Source organism: Rhodococcus sp. P4_E4 (assembly GCF_056401575.1).
The window spans coordinates 62,887-85,321 of record NZ_JBFUJB010000010.1 but is presented as its reverse complement, the minus strand read 5'-3'; the positions used below and the strand labels follow the sequence as shown (position 1 = coordinate 85,321).

Here is a 22,435-nt window from a genome sequence, read left to right as displayed (position 1 = left end):
GTGCATTTACGACAGATCCACCCTCCCAGCGGGTTTCGCCTAGCGTATGGAGCATGACCGAAGCCACCGTTGCCACCCCCGCCCAGACCGTTGTCGCGATTGCCCAATTCGCCCCGGGGACGGACAAGAAAGCCAACCTCGAATCACTGCGATCACTGGCTTCCGATGCAGCAGCACGGGGCGCGAAAGTTGTCGTGGCGCCGGAATACTCGATGTTCACCGCACCGAAGACGGATGAACGACTGATCGAGTCCGCGGAGGACCTGGACGGCGAATTCGGTACGGCATTGGCGGCGGTCGCCGCGGAGTTCGGAATCTTCCTCGTAGCGGGAATGAACGAGCGGATCGACGACGTGAGCAGAATCTCCAACACCCTCGTCGCGATGGACCCGAACGGCGAACTGGTGGCGACCTACCGGAAGCTGCATCTCTACGACGCATTCGGTTACCAGGAGTCGGCCGTGATCCGTGCCGGCGACATCACGGAACCGCAGACTTTCGGGTGCGACGGCCTGACCTTCGGCCTCCAGACCTGCTACGACCTGCGCTTCCCGGAAGTCACCCGGCGCATCGTCGACGTCGGCGCGGACATCCTGCTCCTGCCCGCCCAGTGGGTGCCCGGGCCACTCAAGGAAGACCACTGGACCACTCTCGTACGCGCCCGGGCCATCGAGAACACGATGTACATCGCAGCGGCTGACCAGAGCGCGCGCGGCGGCGCGGGTGCCAGCATGATCGTCGACCCGATGGGCGTCGTGATGTGTTCACTGGGCGAGCAGGTCGGGGTTGCCGCCGCGACTGTTTCGGCCGCTCGCATCGCCGAAGTACGCGAGAAGAATCCCGCTCTCGCGCTGCGGAGGTTCACTGTCTCGTCGCGGTGACCTGCAGCGGGTAGCGTCGAACAGGTCGGGGTTCGAGCTTCTCGAGGACAACGCAGTGACCCAGTATCGGGATCGATCTTCCGCCGGCAAATTTCTGGCCGGGCGGCTCGAGTCTTTGCGTCTCGACAAGCCTGTCGTTCTCGGACTCCCACGCGGCGGAGTACCGGTCGCAGCCGAGGTGGCTGCGGCACTGAACGCTCCGCTGGACATCGTGGTGGTGCGCAAGCTCGGCAGTCCGTACAACCCGGAACTGGCGATGGGCGCCATCGGTGAGGGTGGCGTGCGGGTCCTCAATCACGACGTCATCGCAGCGGTTCGCGTCTCGAAAAGTGAACTCGCCGCCGTCGAACGCGACGAACGAACCGAATTGGAACGGCGAGCGCGGCTCCTGCGCGAGGGACGGACCCCGGTTTCCCTCCACGGACGCACAGCAGTGATCGTCGACGACGGAATGGCCACGGGTGCGAGTGCAGCCGTTGCCTGCCGCTGCGCGCGCACCGCGGGTGCTACCTCCGTCATCGTCGCTGTCCCAGTTGCCTCCCCTGAAGCAATGAGAGTGATCGCGTGCTCAGCCGATCGGGTCGTCTGCCCCTTCGTTCCTGCCCTGCTGGGCGGCGTCGGTGCTGCATTCGAGGACTTTCATCAACTCAGCGACGACGAAGTGCTGACCTTCCTCGCCTGAGAGGACACCCCTCCAGCCTGAGCGCAGTCCAAGAGATCTCTGAGAATTTGTGATGTGTGCAACATTTCGCTCCTCGGTGCCGATAGCCCAAATGGAACAAAAAGAATTCGGCTTTCTGGAGGAACCGTGACCATCTCGACCGATACCGTCGACGCCGTCGCAGCTGCGTGCCGTGACCGCCTGGGCGACCCTTCCGCCTGGGTTGCGTCAGACGCTTATCGACAGAGCCTCGCCCTGTGCATCATCGAATCCGTTCAGTCCACGTCGGGTCACAGCGAAGTGACCGTCGTAGATCGCTACCTGGCCTACCGGAAAGCCCGCGAAGACAAACCCGTCACGGACGGCGCACGCGAACTACTCCGCACCTTCGAGGAAGCCGGGAGTTCGGACCAGTGGGCAGGCAAGATCGGCTCGTACAAGCGTCGCTACACGGCGACGGGTGTCCCGATCGAGGCGCGTCACATCCAACAGGTCGCCGAGAAACTCCATCACTTGCGGATCAACAGCGTCGAGGACCTGCTCTCTGCTGCCGATTCCGACAACGCTCTCGATGCGGTTCACCTTGCCTGGGTGGACGCCTGCGGAGACGGTTCCGAAGTGACCTGGGCACACCTGTTGATGTTGGCCGGAATTCCACACACCGATCTGGGTACCGCTGCCGACACGTTCATCAGCGCAACACTCGGCACCACCGAGTTGCCAGGAGACACCTCGGAGATCCTTGCAGCTACTGCAGAGCAACTCGGAGTGGATCCGGACCGATTGGACTACGCAATTCGCCGGTGGCTGTCCGTGCACGGCCGCATGCTCCAACACGTCGCCTGAGTACCTGTAAACAGGCGGTCACACTAAACTGCAGGTCAGCGCCCGACCAGTTCTACCGAATAGTAACGACAGTGCAAAATGACGACTAATGTGATGCAATGCACATCAGAAATGTCAGTAGTCACTGGAGGGGTCAATAGTGCGCGAGTTCTCAGTTCCACAGTCGTTCTCAATTCCGGAGAACGTATCCATGGCCGACTCCGTGTTCCGTCACGCCGAAGAAGACCCCACATTCGTGCCGTTCAAGAGGCCGTCGAACGGTGGATGGGTCGACGTCACTGCAGCTGAATTCGCGAAGCAGGTCTCCGCAGTTGCCAAGGGCCTGATCGCTTCGGGCGTCGAGCTCGGCGACCGCGTCGCTATCCTGTCAGCAACTCGCTACGAGTGGGTCGTTCTCGACTACGCCATCTGGACTGCCGGCGGATGCACCGTCGCGATCTACGAGACCTCCTCCCCTGATCAGGCGCAGTGGATCCTCGAGGATTCCGCGACAACACTTCTGGTCGTCGAAACGGCCAAGCACGCGGAGACTCACAAGGAAGTCACCGACGGTGCAGAAGCCCTCCGCGAGGTTCTGGTCATCGAGTCAGGTGCTATCGACGAGCTGTCCAGTCGCGGTTCGGCAATCACCGACGAAGAACTGCACACTCGTCGTCACCAGGTCACCGCTGCCTCGCCCGCGACCCTGATCTACACCTCCGGAACCACCGGACGCCCCAAGGGTGTCCAGCTGACGCACTCCAACTTCTACGCCGAGTCCAACGCCTGCCGCCTGGCGATGCCGGAGTCGATGGTCCCCGGCAAGAAGACGCTGATGTTCCTGCCGCTCGCCCACGTATTCGCGCGAGCTATCTCCTTCGGCGCTTTCGACGCCAAGGTCACCGTCGCCCACACGTCGGATCTGACGACGCTCCTCGAGCAGTTCGCCGGTTTCAAGCCCAACTTCATCCTCTCGGTACCGCGCGTGTTCGAGAAGGTGTACAACTCGGCTCGCCAGAAGGCAGTCGACGGCGGTAAGGGCAGCATCTTCGACAAGGCTGCCGCCACTGCCATCGAATACAGCGAGTCCCTCGAAAAGGGTGGCCCCGGGCTGGCACTCAAGCTCAAGCATGCGGTATTCGACAAGCTCGTCTACTCGAAGTTGCGCGCAGCTCTGGGCGGCGAGTGCGAGCGTGCAGTCTCCGGTGGCGCAGCCCTCGGCGCGCGTCTCGGCCACTACTTCCGCGGCGTCGGCATCCCGATCTACGAGGGCTACGGACTCACCGAGACCAGCGCCGCAATCACCGTCAACACCTCGAGCGCGCAGCGCGTCGGCACCGTCGGCAAGCCGATCAACGGCCATGCAGCACGGATCGCCGAGGACGGCGAACTCCTCCTGCAGGGCCCGGTCGTCTTCGCCGGCTACTGGCACAACGACAAGGCGACGGCCGAATCGATCGTCGACGGCTGGTTCCACACCGGCGACCTCGGATCGATCGACAACGAGGGCTACGTCTCCATCACCGGGCGCAAGAAGGAAATCATCGTCACGGCCGGAGGCAAGAACGTCGCACCGGCAGGCCTCGAGGATTCCCTGCGTGCGCACGCTCTGATCAGCCAGTGCCTCGTCGTCGGCGACGGTCAGCCGTTCATCGGTGCACTGATCACCCTTGATCCGGAGACTCTGCCCGGTTGGGTCGAGCGCAACGGCCTGCCCGCCAGCACCGCGATCGCGGATCTGGTGAAGAACGCCGACCTGATCGCCGAGATCGACTCGGCCGTTGCCGACGCGAACAAGAAGGTCTCCAACCCCGAGCAGATCAAGAAATACACGATCCTCGAGGTCGACTTCACCCAGGAGACCGGTGAATTGACGCCGACGCTCAAGCTCAAGCGCAACATCATTCACGAAGCTCACAAGACCAAGATCAGCGACCTGTACGCCTGATCGATCGTCTTTCACGAGTCTGGCCCGGTTCGAATGCGAACCGGGCCAGACTCGTTTCACTCACCGGCGGAGAGTAGTTCCTTTTCGATCTCGGATGGAAGGCCGTGCACCGCACGATCCTCCCGCTGGGTCGGCAGAGTTTCCCGTTGCATCCATTCCCAGGTATCGCGCACGGTGTCTTCGACGGGACGGCACCGCAACCCTGCCCGCGCCGCCTTGGCAGTGTCGGCTTCGAGGAAACCCGCGAACTCGCCCTCTTGCGGGACCCAACACGGCAGTTGTGTCCACGGTTGCACTCCCGCTGCTGCAAGTCGGTCCTCGTCGATCCACACCAACTCCGCACCCGAACCGGTGGCGTCCACGCACGCCTCGAGGAGCCCGGAGGTAGTGGTGTGCCCGGACGCACTGATGACGTCGTACGTCCCGCTGATTTCGGCCGCCAGTCCGGACAGGACAAACGATGCGATGTCGCGGGCATCGACGTACTGCAACGGTCTGGTCGGCGCTCCGGGAGCAACGACGCGTCCGCCCTCAGCGATGCGCTGCAACCACCACGGCAACCGCCCGATGTCCTCGTGCGGACCGAGGATCAACCCTGCCCTCGCGAGCAGCGCGTCCGGGAAGGATTCCAGGACAGCGAGTTCGGCCCCGCGTTTGGCGGACGCGTAATCGCTGTTGTCATCGGACGTCGCAGATGCGGCAACCACCGGCGAGCCCTCGTCCACGTGCAAGCCCCATTGGTAGACGGATCCACTGGAGATGTATGCGTACCGGTCGACGTGACCGTGCAAGACGCGTGCATTCTCACCGACCACTCGGGGGCTACCCGACCAGGTGTCGACGACAAAATCCCATCGACGATCACCGAGCGCCTCAACCATCGCTCGCTGATCGGTGCGATCCGCGAACAGAACCTCCGCGGTAGGTGGTGGCGCTCCGGTGAGCCCCCGATGGAGCACTGTCACTTCCCAGCCCCGTGCCAGGGCGTCGTCGACGAGGGCACGGCCGAGGAACCGTGTTCCTCCGAGCATCAGCAACTTCATGACGGCCATCGTCACTCGAAAAAGCGTCGTGCAGCAACAAGTTCGTCTGGTAGCGCAATTTCCGACGAGTGAGGGTCGGACGAAGCGCTCAGATACCCCGTCCGGGATTGAGAATGCTCTTCGGATCGAATGCGGCCTTCACCGCAAGCATCAACTGGCGTTCGGTCTGGCCGACCATATCTGCCATGTACGGCGCTTTGAGAACCCCGATACCGTGTTCACCGCTGATCGTTCCGCCCAACGCCAGTGCGCCGGCAACGATATCGTCGAAAGCTCCGCGCGCACGATCCTGCGCTCCCGATTCGGCAGCGTCGAACACGATGGTCGGGTGGAGATTGCCGTCGGCGGCGTGGCCGAAGGTTCCGATCGTGACACCGTGGCGATCGGCCGCTTCACGAATGCATCCCAACATGGACGGCAACGCCGGCACTGGCACCGCGACGTCGTCGAGAAGTACCGTGCCCAACGCCTCGAGAGCGGGCAACGCCATCCGGCGGGCGGCAGTGAACTCTTCACCTTCCACCGGATCGTCGGTGTGGAAAACCTCTCGAGCCCCGGCACTTTCGCACGCCGCGGCGCAGTCCGCTGCCTCGGCGGCCGCCGACCTACCGTCGCACTGGATGAGCAGCATCGCCCCGGCCGATTCGTCCAGCCCCATCTTCGTCAGCCGATTGACCGCGCCGATGGTGACGTCGTCCATCAACTCCATCTGACACGGTTCGGCCACTGCCGACACGGCGAGGACGGCATCGATCGCGGACTCCGCGGAATCGAAGAAGGCGACGACGGTGGTCGCGGCAGTGGGCGCCGTACGCAACCGCATCGTGGCTTCGACGATGACCGCGAGCGTTCCCTCCGAGCCCACGAGCAGATGTGTCAGGTCCAGCCCCGCAACATTTTTGCGCGTCCGTGCACCGGTACGGATCACACGCCCGTCGGCGAGTACCGCCGTCAGGGCCGCGACGTGATCACCGGTGACGCCGTACTTGGCACAACAGATGCCGCCGGCATTTGTCGCCAGATTGCCGCCGATACTCGAGATGGACCGGCTTCCCGGATCCGGTACGTACCAAAGACCCTGCTGTGCAGCAGCTTCCGCCAGGTCACCATTGATCACTCCGGGCTCCACCGTGGCGGTGCGCGCGGCAGGATCGATCTCGAGAATGCGATCCATGCCCGCGACGCTCAAGACGATGCACCCGTCGAGCGCATTGGCAGCGCCGGCCAACCCGGTACCTGCCCCTCGTGTCACCACCGGAACGGAGAGTTCGTGCGCCACCGTCATAACCGCGACGACGTCGTCGACCGTCTTCGCCTTGACCAGCGCGGCGGGCCTTCCGGCTGCGGTGAGCAGTGATTGATCCCGGACGTACGCGCCCATTCGGTCGGGATCGGTTGTCGCCCTGTCCCCCACCGCTTTCTGCAAGCGTTCGCCCAACAGATCGATACTCGTGGTCATTCCGTTCGTCCTTCGTAGAATCCGCGCACATGGCGCTCGACCAAATCGGCGGCCTCGTCAGCTGCGCCGCGCTCGATCGCGTCGGCGATACCCTCGTGCTCTGCCAGCAGTGCGCCGAGCGTGGCCGCCGAGTTCTCGCGCGAGTCGAGTTCGCTCAGCAGGTAGCCGGCGATGCTGTCGCGGAGAACCGTCATGACCAACCCGAACGCCTTGTTCCCGCCCGCTCCGGCGAGCGCAACATGAAAGTCGACGTCGGCGTCGTGGAATGCGACCGAGTCGTCGGCAAGTGTTGCGATGCGCATTCGCTCGATCGCAGCCCGGGCGTCCTCTGGCACGACGGCGACGGTTCGCAGCGCAGCAGCTTCGAGCAGCACTCGCAATTCGACAAGATCGCCGAGCGGAACCGCGCCCACTTGCAGTGCCGTACTGAGAGCGGTGGCCGCAGAATCGGCCGTGTGCTCGTGCGTCACCCGAGGCCTGGCAGTAGAAGTGGTGTCCGCGCCGGTCAACAATCCCTGTGCTTGCAGGACACGAAGTGCCTCGCGGACCGTCGATCGTCCCACCGAGAACGTCTGCGCGAGTTCCTGTTCGGTCGGCAACGCCTCGCCGACGGGAAGCGAGCCGTCGAGTATGGCAGCACGGATTCTTCCCGACACGGCAAGGCTGAGCGGCATGCGCGACAACGGAGTCGTATCCATGCCGCGACGCTACCACCCCTTGCCTGCTTGTCTGACAAACTGTTTAATTGAGGAGATTCGTGACCCGGACCACAACAGACAAGGTGTCGACCATGACCGACAAGCTCGAATTGGATCCAGCAACCACAGCCGTCGTGCTCATCGAGTACCAGAACGACTTCACCACCGAGGGCGGTGTTCTTCACGAGGCCGTCGCTCCGGTCATGGAATCGAACGGACTCCTCGCGAACACCACTGCGCTGGTCGATGCGGCTCGGGCGGCAGGTGTCACCGTGATGCACGCACCGATCACCTTCGCCGAGGGGTACAACGAAATCACCTCGCATCCGTACGGCATCCTCAAGGGCGTCGTCGACGGCAAGGCTTTCGTGAAGGGTTCCTGGGGAGCTGCGATCGTCGACGAACTCGCCCCGAAAGACGGCGACATCGTCATCGAGGGCAAGCGCGGACTCGACACTTTTGCCAGCACCAACCTCGATTTCATTCTGCGCAGCAAAGGAATTCGCACGATCCTTCTCGGCGGCTTCCTGACCAACTGCTGCGTCGAATCGACCATGCGCACCGGATACGAGAACGGTTACCGGGTCATCACACTCACCGATTGCGTGGCAGGCACTTCGGTCGCCGAACACGAGAACGCGATCACCTACGACTACCCGATGTTCTCGCACCCCGTCACGTCGAAAGAGGTGCTCGGCGCGCTCTCCTGAGAGGACTACCTGGAATGCGCGAGAAGGAATTCACGACTGACGTTGGTGACACTGGCGTGAACCTTCTCGTGCAGCAGGTCGTGACCGGCATCCTCGAACTCGCGCATCTCGACGTTGCGCAGCGTCCGCGCCCAGTCCCGGACGGGATCAACCGGGGCGATCCGGTCATCGGTACCGTGAACGACCAGGACTGGGATGCCCGCGTCGGAGAGTTCCGCCCACCCGTGTTGCTCCACCGCGCTGCGCGGGATGCCGCACAACACGGCGGACGCGAATTCGTGATCGCGATGAGCCAGCACCGTCAGCGCAGTCACGGCACCTAACGAATGACCCATCACCGCCTGCGGAACTTCGGGCAGTTCCGCCAAGGCGATGTCAGCCAGCGCGGCTGCATCGGCAGCAAGATCGGAGAGCGGAGCCCCGACTCCCGGATCACCCTCCGACAAACCGTGCCCGGTGTGATCGATCGCCCACACGTCGATCCCCGACGCCGTCATTGCACCCGCGAAACGGTGATACTGCCCGCTGTGCTGACCGAGGCCGTGCAGAAAGACCAAAGACACAGTGGGCACTGCGCCCCCTGCCGCCGGCCAATGCCGAAAGTGAACCTGACCGGTTCGTCCGTCGAAGAAGGGCATGGTCGTCATTCTGCACTCTCCTACGGGTATCCGCGGGCGGTGGGCGATTACTGGCGGGTTGCCTTGTCGGTGAGCGATGGCACAATCTCCGTGTGTTCCTACTCGATGATCAGATCGTCTACAGCGCCAGTGACCTCTCGGCCGCGGCCTCGTGCGAGTTCGCACTGTTGCGGCAACTCGACGCCCGCACCGGTCTGATCTCAGCCGAGGCGGCCGAGGCGGATCCGATGCTCGAGCGGACGTCGAGCCTCGGCGACTCGCACGAGCGCGAACAGCTTCAGAAGTTCATCGATCAACACGGAGACGGCGTCGTCGTCATGCCGCGACCGGAACACTCACGCGCAGGCCTGACCGCTGCCACGTTGGCCACCGTCGAGGCAGCCCGATCGGGCGCGCCCGTCATCTATCAGGGAACCTTTTTCGACGGCCGATTCCTCGGGTTCTGCGATTTCCTCGTCCGCGAAGGCGACACCTACGCGGTCTACGACAGCAAGCTCTCCCGGCACGCCAAGGTGTCGGCACTTCTACAACTCGCCGCATACGCGGATGCGTTGGAGCGCAATGCAATTGCCGCCTCCGATCAGGTTCATCTACTGCTCGGCGACGGCACCACGTCGTCGCACGACATCGGAGACATCGCGCCGGTATTCGCGGCACGCAGAGCTGAACTCGAACGAGTCCTCGACGAGCACCGTGCTGAGGGGAAACCGACACAGTGGCTCGACGATCGGTACCTGCGTTGTGGTCGATGCGACACCTGCAGCGTCGAAGTCGAAAGTCATCGGGACCTGCTGCTGGTTGCGGGCGTCCGCGGCAATCAGCGTGAACAGCTGATCGTCTCGGGGATCACGACAATTGACGAACTCGCCGCGAGCACCGGCCCTGTCGAGGGAATTCGACGGGAAACACTCGACAAACTCCGTGCACAGGCAGCGGTTCAACTTCGTCAGGAACAATCCGGCGACGCCGAATTCGAGGTCTACGAACCCTCGGCGCTCGGCGGACTACCCGTCCCCGACGACGGTGACATCTTCTTCGACTTCGAGGGCGATCCGCTCTGGGCCGAGGACGGATCCACCGACTGGGGGTTGGAATACCTTTTCGGTGTGGTCGAAGGACCGGCGGACGACTACGTGTTCAAGCCGTTCTGGGCACACGATCGCGACGGTGAACGCCAGGCACTCCTCGACTTCCTCGACTACGTCACCGCGCGCCGAGAAGCTCACCCCGGCATGCACATCTATCACTACGCCGCGTACGAGAAATCGGCGCTGTTGCGCTTGGCCGCACGTCACGGTGTCGGCGAGCAAACGGTGGACACGCTGCTCAGCGAGAACGTGCTCGTGGACCTGTACCCGATCGTCCGTGCCTGCCTGCGGATCGGACAACGCTCGTACAGCATCAAGAAACTCGAGCCGCTCTACATGGGTGAGCACGGCCGCGACGGCGACGTGACCAATGCCGCCGCTTCGGTTGTCGCTTATGCCGACTACTGCAAATTGCGCGACGGCGGACAAGCCGACCAGGCCAGGGAACTTCTTCAGGGCATCTCCGACTACAACGAGTACGACTGCGAATCCACTCTGCGCCTGCGCGATTGGCTTGCCGAGCGCGCCGCAGAACACGGCGTCGAACTTCGTGAGCCAACCGGGCAGATCAAGATTCCACTCGAGGAGCTCACCGAATCGGAGATCGCGCTCCGCGAATTCGCAGGACACAAGGCAGGTTCGGCGCGTACCCCCGATCAGCAGGCAGCTGCTCTACTGGCTGCTGCGGTGGGGTACCACAATCGTGAGCGGAAGCCGTACTGGTGGGCCCACTTCGACCGATTGGTCACACCGATCGAAGACCTGGTGGACATCCGCGACGTCATGGTGGTCGAACAGTCCGAAATCGAGGCGGACTGGCACAAGAGCACCCCACGTCAGAAGAAGTTCCGTCGACACATTCAGCTGACCGGAAGTTTCGGCACCGGAACGTCTTTGAGCCCGGGCAGTGATCTGTTCGCTCTCTACGCAACACCCTCCCCCGATGCCGTTGCAAGCGAGAACCCCACCCAACGCGGCACCAGCAGCGTCAAGGTCACGGCCGTGGTCAAGTCCGAAGGACTCGACGTGGTCACCGTCGAAGAACTGCTCGGCGGTGACGAATACCTGGATGCCCCAGTCGCATTGGCACCTGGACGTCCGATTCCCACCGGACGCATGGAGAAGTCCATCGCCGCTGCCGCATCCGGCGCCAGCGAGATCCTGCCCGAACTGCCACCCGTAGCAGCGGTCGACATTCTCCGGCGCAGCACCCCGAGGACACGCTCGGGTTCACCGCTCCCGCCCGTCGGCACCGACAACAACTACGCGGACGCCATCACCGCCGCACTTCTCGACCTCGATGATTCCTACGTGGCAGTACAGGGTCCCCCTGGTACGGGCAAGACCTACACGGGTGCTCGTGTCGTCAAGACACTGATCGAACAACATCAGTGGCGAATCGGAGTGGTGGCTCAATCACATTCGGTGGTCGAGAACATGCTCGGCGGCATTCTGAAGGCCGGAGTGGACCCTGCGCTGGTCGCGAAGAAGGGCAGCCGCAGCAAGACCGCAGAATGGCAGGACATCGCATCCGAAGAATATGCGGGATTCATCGCCGAGGCCGAAGGCGTCGGCTGCGTCATCGGCGGCACTGCGTGGGACTTCGCGAACACCGATCGTGTTCCAGCGGGCAGCTTGGACCTGCTCGTGGTGGACGAGGCGGGCCAGTTCGCGCTCGCCAACACCATTGCCGTCGCGATTTCCGCGCGAAACCTGTTGCTGCTGGGCGATCCGCAGCAGTTGCCGCAGGTGAGCCAAGGTACTCACCCCGAACCTGTCGACGAATCGGCGCTCGGTTGGCTCGCCGAGGGACACGGCGCACTGCCACCCGAACTCGGCTACTTCCTCGAGAAGACTTGGCGGATGCACCCGGATCTGTGTGCGCCCGTGTCCGCATTGTCGTACGAGGGCAAGCTGCATTCCCAGGAAACCGTGAGTGCGGCAAGAAAACTCGACGGACTCGCTGCCGGAGTGCACACGGTGTTCGTCGATCACCGCGGCAATTCCACGTACTCCCCGGAAGAGTCCCACGAAATCGTTCGCCAGATCCAGGGCCTTCTCGGTACGCCATGGACCGACCCGAGCGAGTTCGAGGGAACCCGGCCCCTGGAGCAGGCGGACATCCTCGTGGTCGCGGCATACAACGCCCAGGTCGGTACCGTTGAGCGCGATCTCACCGAAGCCGGTCTCACGGAGGTCGAGGTCGGGACCGTCGACAAGTTCCAGGGCCGCGAGGCCGCGGTGGCAATCGTGTCGATGGCCGCATCTGCCGTCGAGGACGTCCCGCGAGGAATGTCGTTCCTCCTGTCGCGGAACCGCCTCAATGTTGCTGTCTCCCGCGGCAAGTGGTGCGCGATCATCGTCCGATCACACGCGTTGACGCAGTACATGCCGAGCACGCCCGCAGGATTGGTGGAGCTGGGCGCGTTCATGAGGTTGACGAGCTAGCCGAATGTTTTCACACCCAAAGCCTGTCCTACCCGAAACACTGTCCTACCCGAAACACTGCCCTTCGCCGCGGTAGGTGGGAACCGAGGTTCGGGTGCCGTCGGCTTCGACCACATACACGCGGTCGAAGCGCTCGCACAGCTCGCCGGCTTTGGCGTGACGGAACCATACGCGGTCGCCGATCGCGATGTTTCCGGCTTCCTTCCCGGTGACCGGTGTCTGGACTTCGCCGGCTCCTTCGTTGCGGAGCAGTTTGAGACCAGCGGGCCAGACCGGTGACGGAACGCGGGTGGCTCCGGCAGGTCCCGACGCGATGTATCCGCCGCCGAACAGGGTCGTGACCGACGGCGTCGGTCTGCGCACGGCCGACAGCGCGAAGAACAGCGCCGGATCGGGACGGAAGGCTCGGTAGCGGTCGAACAGGGTCGGTACGTACAGTCCGGAGCCTGCTGTTACCTCGGTCACCACAGGATCGGCCGAGCTGACCTCCAGCGACCCCGTACCGCCGCTGTTGACGATCTCGAGTGCACCCACGGCATCGGTGACGGCCGCGACCACAGCGCCCCTTCTGGACGCCAGTTCGCGTGCAGAGGCCTTCTTGACCCAACCGATCGGAGCGCTGGTGTCCGGGAGGCCGGCGATCTGGGCCTCGTAGAACATCACTCCGACAACTGAGAATCCGCGCTGGCGAGCACGGGCCGCGAGTGCGGCGACCGCGGCAGGTTCGCGCAGCGGCGAGCGTCGTACACCCAGATGGATCGGACCGATCCGAAGTGACGCATCGACGTCGAGACACACCCGGACAGGCGCATCTCCCGTCGACGCCGAACGAATGAGATCCAACTGCGCATCGTCGTCGACCATCAAGGTGATCGATTGGAGGGCGGTGTCATCGGCAGCGAGATCCGCGATGGCGCCACGATCGGCGGTCGGGTATCCCATCAGGATGTCCCGTGCGCCGAGCCCGACCAGCCACAGAGCCTCGCGCAGTGAGTACGCCATGATTCCGCGGAACCCGCCGGATGCAGTCAGTGTGTCACCGAGAGTTTCAGTCAGAACCGTACGACAACGAACCGATTTGCTCGCCACTCGCACCGGGGTTCCACCGGCGCGGCGCACCAGGTCGGCTGCATTACTGCGCAGTGTGGTCAGATCCAGAGCAGCCAGAGGCGGGTCGAGTTCTCGCGTGGCAGCAGTGAGTCGATCGAGGGTCCTGGTCACAGATGATCCAATCGTCGCGGCGTGCGACCAGTCAATCACCAATCCTGGACGTATGTCCAGGATGGCGGTTCTACTGAAGCGCAACCACTGCTTTATTGGCGATTACCTGAACCATTTCTCCGAACTCGGCAATGGTCGCGTCGGAGTCGCGATCGACCAGCCATCGCAGAACAAGGCCGTCGATCATTGCAAGACTCAGTCGCGCAATCGAACTCAACGGCTCCGTCCACACCGTGCCCGATATCTTGGCGCACTCTTCGAGAAACGACACCGCGAGCTCATCCATGATTCGGTACTGCTCAAATGCAACTGCCCCAGCACGTTCGGCTCCGAGATTGCGACTACGCAGTGCCTGCGCGGTAATTTCGTAGGTCAACAACTGGCGATCCGGGGTTGCTTCGATGGTCGGCCACATTCCGGTCAGGCCGATATGCAGCAATTCCCTGAGCCCCTGCACGCCACTGAGATCCGGCGCATGGCGGACCTGCGCGAACGCATACTGCATCGACGCACTGAGCTGCAGAATGAGCGTTTCACCCATTGCCGCGATCAGCGCTTCCTTGCTCTCGAAGCAGTAATGAACGACGCCGAGCGATACGCCGGCCTCCTCTGCCACCGCCCTTACCGTCACAGAACTGACACCGCGCTGTTCCGCAATAGACAAAGCGGACTCGACCAATTGTGTGCGGCGTTCGTCCGCCGGAAGCCTGTTCAGCATCCAATGATCGTAGAACGCAAATGACAAAATCTTCGCGCAATACTTGCCTGGACGACCGTCCAAGTACATTATTGCGTAATGGCTTCGGACACTTGGCAGAACTGGGCGGGCACTCAAAGTGCCGCGCCGCGTCGCTTTGCGACGCCGACAAATACCCGTGAACTTTCGTCGTTGGTCGCCGAGGCCGCGGCGCGCGGCCAACGCGTGAAGGCCGTCGGCGCCGGCCATTCGTTCACCGGTGTCGCGGTCACCGACGGTGTCCTCGTCAGCCTGGACAACTTGAGCGGAATCGACTCGATCACGCCGACCGACGACGGTGCGCTGGTCACTGTTTTTGCAGGCACTCGCCTTCATGCTCTCAACGACGCCTTGTGGCAACGCGGATATGCGATGGCCAATCTCGGTGACATCGACGTCCAGTCACTGGCCGGCGCGACGTCCACCGGCACGCACGGCACCGGCGCACGATTCGGCGGTATCGCCACACAGATTCGCGGAATCGAGATCGTTCTCGCCGACGGATCCGTCGTTACCGCAAGCGCAGACGAAAACGTCGAATTGTTCGAAGCGGGCCGCCTCGGATTGGGCGCAATCGGCATCATTTCGAAGATCACTCTCGCCTGCGTCCCGCGATTCACACTTCGCGCAATCGAGGAACCCGACACGCTGTCTCACATACTGGACACCCTCGAGAGCGATCATCTGGGCTTGGACCACTTCGAGTTCTACTGGTTTCCGCACACCGACCGTGTCCTGACGAAGAGCAATACGCGACTGCCCGGAGATACCGAACCCGATCCAGTGGGCAAGGTTCGCGCGTTCGTCGACGACGAACTCCTCTCGAACACACTCTTCGAAGGTGTCAACCGCGTTGCCACCCTGGCACCGGCCGCGATCCCGAGAATCAACAACGTGTCGTCTCGATTGCTCGGCGCCCGGGAGTTCACCGATCGCAGCTACCGAGTATTCGCGTCTTCGCGCCGGGTGAAGTTCAAGGAGATGGAATACGCGATTCCCCGCGAACACGTCACCGAGACACTCCACGAAATCGACCGCTGGATGAAGAAGTCCGGAACTAACGTCGCGTTCCCCGTCGAAGTACGTTTTGCTGCCGCCGACGACCTCTGGCTCTCGACTGCTCACGAACGCGACACCGCATACATCGCCGTACACCAGTACCACCGACGACCCGAAACCGAATACTTCGCCGCAGTGGAAGCAATCGCGCGCGCCGTCGACGGCCGGCCGCATTGGGGAAAAATGCACAACCGGACCGTCGACGACCTGCGTCCTACGTACGACCGACTCGACGACTTTGTCGCCGTGAGAGACAAGTACGACGCGAATCGTGTGTTCGACAACGAATACTTGCGTCAGGTACTCGGCGACTGACGGTCAGCGCCGCAGCAGTTCCGCTTTTCGTGCATCGCTCGCAAACGAGGCTTTGATCGAGTTCCGGGCGAGGGTGTCTCGCTCGGCCTCGGTCAGACCCAAGGCTCGGCCCAGTTCGGTGAAATTGTCGTCGACGTATCCCCCGAAGTAGGCCGGGTCGTCGGAGTTGACCGTGACGATCAAACCCATCTCGAGCATCGATCGAAGCGGGTGATCCGACAGCGAATCGAACACCCGCAGACGAACGTTCGACAATGGGCAGACCGTCAGTGGAATCTCCTCGTCGACCAGACGCTCGATCAGGGCAGGATCCTCGAGTGCCCGGACTCCGTGGTCGATCCGCTCGGCGCCGAGAATGTCGAGCGCCTGCCAGATGTACTCGGGCGGTCCCTCCTCGCCGGCGTGAGCGACGACGTGCAAACCCTCGGCACGCGCGCGGGCGAACACGTCCTCGAACAGTGACGGCGGGTTGCCGACCTCCGCGGAGTCGAGTCCGAGCCCGACGATCGGAGCCTGCAGGCGAATTATCTCGGAGAAGATCTCCTCGGCGTCCTTGACGGGCTGATCTCGGAGGATGGCGGCGATTGCCGCGCTGCTGAGCCCGAACTCGCGCTCGCTCGATGCCACCGCATCCATGATCCCGTCCAGGACCTCGGTCAGCGGAACACCACGGACTACGTGCGCCTGTGGATTGAAGAAGAACTCGGCATGCGCGACGCCGGCCGCAGCCGCCCGGCGGAAGTACGCTCGCGTCAGGTCGGCAAAATCCTCCGCGGTGCGCAGGACGGCCATGTTGGCGAAGTAGAGATCGAGGAACGACTGCAAGTCGGTGAACTCGTACCTCGACTTCAGATCGTCGATGTCCTTGTACGGCAGATCCATTCGATTGCGCTCGGCAAGTCGGTAAATCTGTTCGGGCTCCAGAGAACCCTCGATGTGCATGTGCAGTTCTGCGACAGGTGTAGCCATGTCGGTGTTACCGCCCCTTCCAGACCGGGGCGCGCTTCTCGGCGAACGCCGTCGCGCCCTCGCGTGCATCTTCGGATGCGAACACCGGCGCCATGACCTGCAACTGCTTCGCGAAAGCTTCGTCGTCGGACCAACCGCCGGCCTTGACGATGATCTCCTTGGTGACCGCTACCGCGAGCGGTCCGTTGCGGGTGATTCGATCAGCCAGCTCCAGTGCGCCGTCGAGCGCCTTGCCCGGTTCGGTCAACGTGTTCACGAAGCCGTAGCGGTATGCCTCCTCGGCGGTGAAACTGTCGCCGGTCAGCGCCAGTTCCAGAGCCTTCTGGTACGGAATCCGCTTGGGCAGGCGCAACAATCCGCCGCCACCTGCAACCAGTCCTCGCTTGACCTCCGGGATACCGAACTTCGCTTCGGACGACGCCACCACCAGGTCGGTGGCAAGCACGAGTTCCGTGCCGCCTGCCAACGCGAAGCCCTCGACCGCCGAAATGATCGGCTTACGCGGTGGCCCTTCCGTGAATCCGAGACCGCGTCCCGGCACGAGGACGTTCTCGCCGGCCACGAATGCCTTCAGATCCATACCGGCACAGAAGTTTCCGCCGGCTCCTGTCAGCACGGCCAAGGACAGATCGTCGTCCGCATCGAGCTCTTCGACCGCGGCGGCCAACGCGTGACTGACCGCCGAGTTGATGGCGTTACGCGCCTCGGGCCGGTTGATGGTGATGATCAGTGTCCGCCCGCGCCGCTCGGTGAGAACCTCGTCCGCCATGATGTCCCTCTCGTTTGTCGACCACGCTCGCGTGACTACGCGACGTTGCGTTCGACAATACGGACGAAGCCATCGGGGTCGATCTGCGCGGTGTCGTGAGTGCAGAACCACCCCTGGGTGAACCTCGTCGAGGTCGCTTGCGGCGAGTTCCAATACCGACGCGTGACACTCGGTCCACGGCACAACAACTCGCCGAAACCACCTGGCGCATCCGGGCCGTACAACGCCACTTCCATTCCACCGAAAGCGATTCCGACGCTTCCGAGGTGGGTGGGCGCCGACTCGGTTGGCAGAATGAGACCAGCCCCACAGGTTTCGGTTTTACCCCACCCGATCACATGCCGAGCGGCCGGGAACAGAGTCAGCAGCTTGGATTCCTGTTCGGCCGTGATCGGCGACCCGCTACAATCGATCCACTGCACCGACCTCGAACCGGCACGTGCCGCCGGTCCGAGCGTGAGCAACCGTGGCTCGAGCAAGTCCTCGGGCCGCCCGGTCACGATGTCGACGGTATGCACACTCTCACGCCAGAAGTCCCCGGCGAGGACCACCGTTCCACCGACCACCAACGTCGCGAGCACGTGCACGAACTGCCGCACCGACTTGAAGTCGTTGTCCACCAGCAGATTCCGCACACCTTCGACGCCGTAGTCACGCGAGTGCAGAATTCCGACGATGGCAGAAAGCACGTTCTCGTTGCTCAACTCGACGCCAAGCATCTCGCCCGAAGAATCCGCGGTGTACGCGAGGACCGCCATCTCGTCCGGGGCGGCGCCGTCGTCGATGAACGGAACACCGTGCGGGAGTTCCCCGTCGAGCACCAACACCGAGCCACTGTCCGCGATGACGAAGTCCGCCGCGTCATCACTCAAGTGCACACCGACGGAGACCGGAACACCGCCGGCGAGGATGACGCCGAGGCACGCCTCCATCCACCTCACCCCAGCGGCGACACGAATGGCCACACGGTCACCGATCTCGACGCCCCGCGACTTCAGCCCTCCCGCGACCCGCGACGCATCGGCCCACAGCTCCGCGAAGGTGACCTGCTCGCCGTCGACCTCCTCGACCGCGACGCGTGAGGAGAACCGATGGACGGCGATGTCCAGTAGTTCGGACAACGACGGGTCCAGTTGGCTGTACCGAAGCACCCCGTCACCGGCGCGGGTGACGCGGGCGTCGGCGAGGAGCTGATTCGAACACGGGTATTCCACAAGCGTCGACCGCATCGATACCTCCACGTCACTGACAACCCCCCGGCCATTCGACTATATGACGTGGATCACAGTTCGTGGAGGTCTCTGGCGATAATCGTCGCAAACTTACTTTCCGGAGTAGACCGCTTTGCCCGGTCCGACGTCGAGGAAACTGCGGACAGCGCCGCGTAGGTCATCGGTGGCGAACAGCGCACCGGACACCCCGGGCGTCACCGAATCCGCGTGAGCGATCCCGCCGGAACGCCAGGCCGCGACGATCTGCTTGGTGGCGTCGTGGGCTCGCGTGGGTCCGTCCGCCAGCCTGGTCGCCAGGGCACGCGCCGCAGCATCGACATCGTCGTGAACTGCATTGACGACGCCCCACGAGTGCAGGGTTACGGCGTCGTAGAGATCGCCGGTCATGACCAACTCCCGAGCTCGTCCGGAACCGGCACGCTCGGCCAAACGCTGCGGTCCACCCATGGACGGCGTCAGACCGACCACTGTCTCGACCAGTCCGAACTTCGCCTTGGGCGCCGCGAGGATGATGTCGCAAGCCAAGGAGATCTCGAATGCAGCAGTCAGCGTCAACCCGTGCGCCGCATAGATCACCGGGCACGGCAAAGCCTCGAGCGGATGGCAGATCTGGGCGAACAGTTGGCGCCACAACTCCGCGCCCTGCTCCGGGTCGAGGCCGTCGAACACATGGACGTCGACGCCGGCCGAGTTGACCTTGCCCTCGGCGCGCAGAAGCACAGCGCGCGGTGGGTTTTCGGTCAGCGCCGCAACATCGGCGATGACCGCGTCGAACATGGCCTGATCGAACAGATTGAGTGGTCCGTGCGCGAACGTCAGGACAGCCACCTCGGCACCACCATCGGTGGTGAAGCGCTCGAGACGGGTGGGATGCGATTCGGGAGCAGTCATCCCGCCACACTGCCACATCGAACCGGCCTACGATCGTCGGGTGGACGGTCTGAGAAATGCGCTCGCGGACGTTGTGGGACACCGGTTCGTAGTCACCGACGCCGACGTGTTGGCGACCCGTTCCACCGATCAGACAGGGCGGTACGCGGGCTGTGCCTGCGCCCTGGTCCGACCGGCCGATACAGCCGAAATCGCTGCACTGCTGAACGTGTGCCGCTCCCGCGGTGTAACGGTCACCGTTCAGGGCGGGCGAACCGGCCTGGTCGCCGGCACGGTGCCAGAACACGACGACGTCCTGCTCTCCACCGAACGCCTAGCGGCGATCGGCGACGTCGATCTTGCCGCCGGGCGGATCACCGTCGGGGCGGGAGTGACACTCGCGCAGGTACATTCCGCGGCGGCCGCCGCCGGTTTGAAGTTCGGTGTCGACATAGCCTCGCGGGACACTGCGACGATCGGCGGCATGGTGTCCACCAATGCCGGTGGCCTGCACACGGTTCGATACGGGAACATGGCCGAACAGGTGCTCGGACTCGAGGTGGTACTCCCCGACGGAACAACGGTGCGCCGGTCCCCGAAAGTGCTGTCGGACAACTCCGGATACAACCTGCCCGCGCTGTGGGTCGGTAGCGAAGGAACTCTAGGGGTGGTCACTTCCGTCGACCTGAAATTGCGGAAGATACCGACCTACCGCGTCACGTCGCTGACCGGTTTCGACACACTCCAGGACGTCGTCGAGGCGGGGCGAGTCTTGCGCGCTCTCGACGGCGTCGACGCACTCGAATTGTTGGACGGGCGCGGTCTCGAACTGGCCGCACGCCATTTGAAAGCCGCGGTTCCGACAGGGCGACCGTGGTACCTCCTCGCCGAGGTGTCCGCGGCCCACGATCCGCTGGAAGACCTGGCCGAGCTGCTCGAACGCATCGGCCCACCGCAGACCCCGGCCGTGGCGGTCGACGCCCCCGGCTCGACGCGCTTGTGGGCGGCCCGCGAATGCTTCGCCGAGGTGGTCGGATTGTTCGGTCCCCCACTGAAATTCGACGCGGCGCTACCGCTGGACTCGCTTGCCACCTTCACCGAGGACGCAACGGCGGTGATCGCGAGCCGAGCGCCCGAGGCAATTCCGATCCTGTTCGGACACGTCGCCGAGGGAAACATCCACCTCAACGTCCTGAACTGTCCGAACGCCGACACCGTGTATCGCAGTGTACTCGAACTGGTTCGCGATCACGGCGGAAACGTCAGTTCCGAGCACGGGGTGGGCTCGCTCAAACGCAACTATCTGGACCTGGCCCTCTCGGCGCAGGACATAGCCACGATGTGGGCGATCAAGCGAGCCCTTGACCCGAGCGACTATCTCAATCGCGCAGTGATGTTTCCCGACGCGCTTCGGCACTGACGGCCATCGCGTCGTCGTGCGCGTCCCCGCGTAAAGGCCGGGCGAAGCACACCGACGCGACGAAACCGATGAGCAGCACACCCGCAGGTAGCCAGATCGACTCCGACATCGCCGTGCTGAACGGTTCACGGACGAACTCTGGGAGGTGACCCACGCCGGCTTCCGAACTGCCGCCGGTCAGTCCCTGAGCCGCCAATCGTGCAGTGATCAGAGCGCCGATCGCAGCGCTGCCGAGAACCGCACCCACCTGCCGGGTGGTGTTGTAGACGCCGGCGCCCGCGCCCGCCTGCATCGGAGGCAGGTTGTGTGTGGCGGTGGCCGCGAGCGGAGACCAGATGCACGCGTTGGCGAAGCCGATCAGGCCGATCGGCAGGAGCAGTTCCCAGATCGCGACGTCGGGAGACATCACCAGTGCCAGCCAACCCAAGGCGACGGCGAACAGCAAGAAGCCGGTGCCGGCGATGTAGCGCGGATGTGTCTTGTCGACGAGCTTGCCGATGATCGGGGCGAAGATACCGGTCAGCACTGCCATCGGAACGAGCAGCAACGCCGACTGCGTCGGGGAGAGGCCACGAACTGCCTGTGTGTAGAACATCAGCGGAAGGACCATCGACGTGATCGCAAAGCCCATCGCGGTGATGGCGACATTGGCGAGTGAGAAGTTGCGATCCTTGAAGAGCTCCAAGGGAAGCAAGGGTTCGTTCTTGTTGCGCGACTGGTAGAACACGAACACCGCGAGCAACACCACACCGGCGCCGATCAGGCTCCAGACGAATCCGTTCCAGTCGTACGAACTGCCTTCCTGGATTCCGAACACCAGAAGGAACATGCCTGCGGCGCTGAGGATCACGCCGGGGATGTCGAACTTGTGCTCGCTGGTCGGCAACGACGGAACGAGCTTCCACGCGAGCAGGAAGGCGATGACACCAACCGGGACGTTGACGATGAAGATCCATTCCCAGCCGAGATTGTCCACCAGGACGCCACCGGCAAGCGGACCCACCAGGGTGGCAACACCGGCAACGGCGCCCCACAGACCCATTGCGGCGCCACGCTTGTTCGGCGCGAACGTGCGTGTGATGACGGCCATCGTCTGAGGCGTCATCATTGCAGCACCAAGACCCTGGAAAGCCCTTGCGACGATGAGCATCTCGACGCTGCCGGACAGACCGCACCACAGTGATGCGCCGGTAAACAGTACGAGGCCGATCATGTACAGGTTCTTCGGACCGAACCTGTCACCGAGTCGGCCCGTGACGAGCAGCGGCACCGCGTACGCCAGCAGGTACGCGCTGGTGACCCAGACGACCTTGTTGATGTCGGTGCCGAGGTCCTCCATGATCGCGGGGTTGGCGACAGCGACGATGGTGCTGTCCACCAGAATCATGAAGAACCCGATACACAGCGCCCACAGCGCGTGCCAGGGATTGACCTGCTTTTCCATC

Annotated in this window: 19 protein-coding genes; 8 read left to right on the top strand and 11 right to left on the bottom strand. The window is 63.4% G+C overall.

All coding sequences use genetic code 11. The features are described from left to right. Positions 1-53: 53 nt before the first annotated feature. The 4 genes from AC1DVN_RS13215 (at position 54) to AC1DVN_RS13200 (ending at position 4,315) form a co-directional block, all read left to right on the top strand. The gene (locus AC1DVN_RS13215; RefSeq protein ID WP_133727803.1) at positions 54-881 is read left to right on the top strand and encodes a carbon-nitrogen hydrolase family protein; all 828 of its coding nucleotides are present in this window, start codon (positions 54-56) and stop codon (positions 879-881) included. Positions 882-936: 55 nt separating this feature from the next. Beyond that, positions 937-1,563: a phosphoribosyltransferase gene (locus AC1DVN_RS13210; RefSeq protein WP_477993894.1), complete on the top strand. Its 627-nt coding sequence runs from the start codon at positions 937-939 to the stop codon at positions 1,561-1,563. A gap of 126 nt (positions 1,564-1,689) precedes the next feature. Next, entirely contained in the window at positions 1,690-2,388 is a 699-nt protein-coding gene (locus AC1DVN_RS13205; protein WP_019749306.1) for a hypothetical protein, read from the top strand. Between the two features lie 139 nt (positions 2,389-2,527). Then, positions 2,528-4,315 carry an AMP-dependent synthetase/ligase gene (locus AC1DVN_RS13200; protein ID WP_477993893.1) on the top strand — a complete coding sequence of 596 codons (1,788 nt, stop codon included), beginning with the start codon at positions 2,528-2,530 and terminating at the stop codon, positions 4,313-4,315. 56 nt (positions 4,316-4,371) lie between these two features. Here the strand turns inward: AC1DVN_RS13200 and AC1DVN_RS13195 are convergent, their stop codons facing one another. The 3 genes from AC1DVN_RS13195 to AC1DVN_RS13185 form a co-directional block, all read right to left on the bottom strand. Then, positions 4,372-5,358 (bottom strand): NAD-dependent epimerase/dehydratase family protein, encoded by a 987-nt coding sequence (locus tag AC1DVN_RS13195; RefSeq protein ID WP_336503402.1) that lies wholly within the window; start codon positions 5,356-5,358, stop codon positions 4,372-4,374. 88 nt (positions 5,359-5,446) lie between these two features. Beyond that, entirely contained in the window at positions 5,447-6,817 is a 1,371-nt protein-coding gene (locus tag AC1DVN_RS13190) for an FAD-binding oxidoreductase (RefSeq protein WP_256065723.1), read from the bottom strand. Continuing rightward, complete coding sequence (locus tag AC1DVN_RS13185; protein ID WP_477993892.1) at positions 6,814-7,515, bottom strand: FadR/GntR family transcriptional regulator; 702 nt, start codon at positions 7,513-7,515, stop codon at positions 6,814-6,816. The genes AC1DVN_RS13190 and AC1DVN_RS13185 overlap by 4 nt, the downstream gene beginning before the upstream one ends. Before the next feature lie 92 nt (positions 7,516-7,607). Between AC1DVN_RS13185 and AC1DVN_RS13180 the strand changes: the two genes are divergently transcribed. Beyond that, the gene (locus tag AC1DVN_RS13180) at positions 7,608-8,225 is read left to right on the top strand and encodes a cysteine hydrolase family protein (RefSeq protein ID WP_020908430.1); all 618 of its coding nucleotides are present in this window, start codon (positions 7,608-7,610) and stop codon (positions 8,223-8,225) included. A gap of 5 nt (positions 8,226-8,230) precedes the next feature. Here AC1DVN_RS13180 and AC1DVN_RS13175 read toward each other — a convergent pair whose 3' ends face one another. Continuing rightward, positions 8,231-8,872, bottom strand: coding sequence for an alpha/beta hydrolase (locus AC1DVN_RS13175; protein WP_021344970.1), 642 nt, complete (start codon positions 8,870-8,872; stop codon positions 8,231-8,233). 83 nt (positions 8,873-8,955) lie between these two features. Between AC1DVN_RS13175 and AC1DVN_RS13170 the strand changes: the two genes are divergently transcribed. After that, the gene (locus tag AC1DVN_RS13170; protein ID WP_477993891.1) at positions 8,956-12,399 is read left to right on the top strand and encodes a TM0106 family RecB-like putative nuclease; all 3,444 of its coding nucleotides are present in this window, start codon (positions 8,956-8,958) and stop codon (positions 12,397-12,399) included. Positions 12,400-12,444: 45 nt separating this feature from the next. Here AC1DVN_RS13170 and AC1DVN_RS13165 read toward each other — a convergent pair whose 3' ends face one another. Next, positions 12,445-13,620 carry an amino acid deaminase/aldolase gene (locus AC1DVN_RS13165; protein ID WP_477993890.1) on the bottom strand — a complete coding sequence of 392 codons (1,176 nt, stop codon included), beginning with the start codon at positions 13,618-13,620 and terminating at the stop codon, positions 12,445-12,447. A gap of 70 nt (positions 13,621-13,690) precedes the next feature. Further along, entirely contained in the window at positions 13,691-14,338 is a 648-nt protein-coding gene (locus AC1DVN_RS13160; RefSeq protein WP_172933096.1) for a TetR/AcrR family transcriptional regulator, read from the bottom strand. A 78-nt stretch (positions 14,339-14,416) separates the two neighbouring features. Between AC1DVN_RS13160 and AC1DVN_RS13155 the strand changes: the two genes are divergently transcribed. Then, positions 14,417-15,730 carry a D-arabinono-1,4-lactone oxidase gene (locus AC1DVN_RS13155; RefSeq protein WP_477993889.1) on the top strand — a complete coding sequence of 438 codons (1,314 nt, stop codon included), beginning with the start codon at positions 14,417-14,419 and terminating at the stop codon, positions 15,728-15,730. Between the two features lie 3 nt (positions 15,731-15,733). Here the strand turns inward: AC1DVN_RS13155 and AC1DVN_RS13150 are convergent, their stop codons facing one another. The 4 genes from AC1DVN_RS13150 to AC1DVN_RS13135 all read right to left on the bottom strand — a co-directional run bounded on the left by AC1DVN_RS13150 (position 15,734) and on the right by AC1DVN_RS13135 (position 19,591). Beyond that, positions 15,734-16,699 (bottom strand): adenosine deaminase, encoded by a 966-nt coding sequence (locus tag AC1DVN_RS13150; RefSeq protein WP_019749316.1) that lies wholly within the window; start codon positions 16,697-16,699, stop codon positions 15,734-15,736. A 7-nt stretch (positions 16,700-16,706) separates the two neighbouring features. Beyond that, positions 16,707-17,468, bottom strand: coding sequence for a crotonase/enoyl-CoA hydratase family protein (locus AC1DVN_RS13145; protein WP_019749317.1), 762 nt, complete (start codon positions 17,466-17,468; stop codon positions 16,707-16,709). A 35-nt stretch (positions 17,469-17,503) separates the two neighbouring features. Then, the gene (locus tag AC1DVN_RS13140; RefSeq protein ID WP_477993888.1) at positions 17,504-18,697 is read right to left on the bottom strand and encodes a class I adenylate-forming enzyme family protein; all 1,194 of its coding nucleotides are present in this window, start codon (positions 18,695-18,697) and stop codon (positions 17,504-17,506) included. Positions 18,698-18,790: 93 nt separating this feature from the next. After that, positions 18,791-19,591, bottom strand: coding sequence for an enoyl-CoA hydratase/isomerase family protein (locus tag AC1DVN_RS13135; protein WP_021344976.1), 801 nt, complete (start codon positions 19,589-19,591; stop codon positions 18,791-18,793). 40 nt (positions 19,592-19,631) lie between these two features. On the opposite strand from AC1DVN_RS13135, the gene AC1DVN_RS13130 reads away from it, so the two are divergent. After that, the gene (locus AC1DVN_RS13130) at positions 19,632-20,990 is read left to right on the top strand and encodes an FAD-binding oxidoreductase (RefSeq protein ID WP_477993887.1); all 1,359 of its coding nucleotides are present in this window, start codon (positions 19,632-19,634) and stop codon (positions 20,988-20,990) included. Here AC1DVN_RS13130 and AC1DVN_RS13125 read toward each other — a convergent pair. Continuing rightward, the gene (locus AC1DVN_RS13125; RefSeq protein WP_019749321.1) at positions 20,950-22,434 is read right to left on the bottom strand and encodes a DHA2 family efflux MFS transporter permease subunit; all 1,485 of its coding nucleotides are present in this window, start codon (positions 22,432-22,434) and stop codon (positions 20,950-20,952) included. The genes AC1DVN_RS13130 and AC1DVN_RS13125 overlap by 41 nt on opposite strands. Between the last annotated feature and the right edge of the window lies 1 nt (position 22,435).

Bases quoted from the DNA above. Each gene is read 5' to 3' on its own strand.
- AC1DVN_RS13215 (WP_133727803.1), top strand. From the start codon at position 54: ATGACCGAAGCCACCGTTGCCACCCCCGCCCAGACCGTTGTCGCGATT.
- AC1DVN_RS13185 (WP_477993892.1), bottom strand. From the start codon at position 7,515: ATGGATACGACTCCGTTGTCGCGCATGCCGCTCAGCCTTGCCGTGTCG.
- AC1DVN_RS13150 (WP_019749316.1), bottom strand. From the start codon at position 16,699: ATGGCTACACCTGTCGCAGAACTGCACATGCACATCGAGGGTTCTCTG.
- AC1DVN_RS13190 (WP_256065723.1), bottom strand. From the start codon at position 6,817: ATGACCACGAGTATCGATCTGTTGGGCGAACGCTTGCAGAAAGCGGTG.
- AC1DVN_RS13175 (WP_021344970.1), bottom strand. From the start codon at position 8,872: ATGACGACCATGCCCTTCTTCGACGGACGAACCGGTCAGGTTCACTTT.
- AC1DVN_RS13145 (WP_019749317.1), bottom strand. From the start codon at position 17,468: ATGGCGGACGAGGTTCTCACCGAGCGGCGCGGGCGGACACTGATCATC.
- AC1DVN_RS13155 (WP_477993889.1), top strand. From the start codon at position 14,417: ATGGCTTCGGACACTTGGCAGAACTGGGCGGGCACTCAAAGTGCCGCG.
- AC1DVN_RS13140 (WP_477993888.1), bottom strand. From the start codon at position 18,697: ATGCGGTCGACGCTTGTGGAATACCCGTGTTCGAATCAGCTCCTCGCC.
- AC1DVN_RS13180 (WP_020908430.1), top strand. From the start codon at position 7,608: ATGACCGACAAGCTCGAATTGGATCCAGCAACCACAGCCGTCGTGCTC.
- AC1DVN_RS13125 (WP_019749321.1), bottom strand. From the start codon at position 22,434: ATGGAAAAGCAGGTCAATCCCTGGCACGCGCTGTGGGCGCTGTGTATC.
- AC1DVN_RS13135 (WP_021344976.1), bottom strand. From the start codon at position 19,591: ATGACTGCTCCCGAATCGCATCCCACCCGTCTCGAGCGCTTCACCACC.
- AC1DVN_RS13160 (WP_172933096.1), bottom strand. From the start codon at position 14,338: ATGCTGAACAGGCTTCCGGCGGACGAACGCCGCACACAATTGGTCGAG.
- AC1DVN_RS13195 (WP_336503402.1), bottom strand. From the start codon at position 5,358: ATGAAGTTGCTGATGCTCGGAGGAACACGGTTCCTCGGCCGTGCCCTC.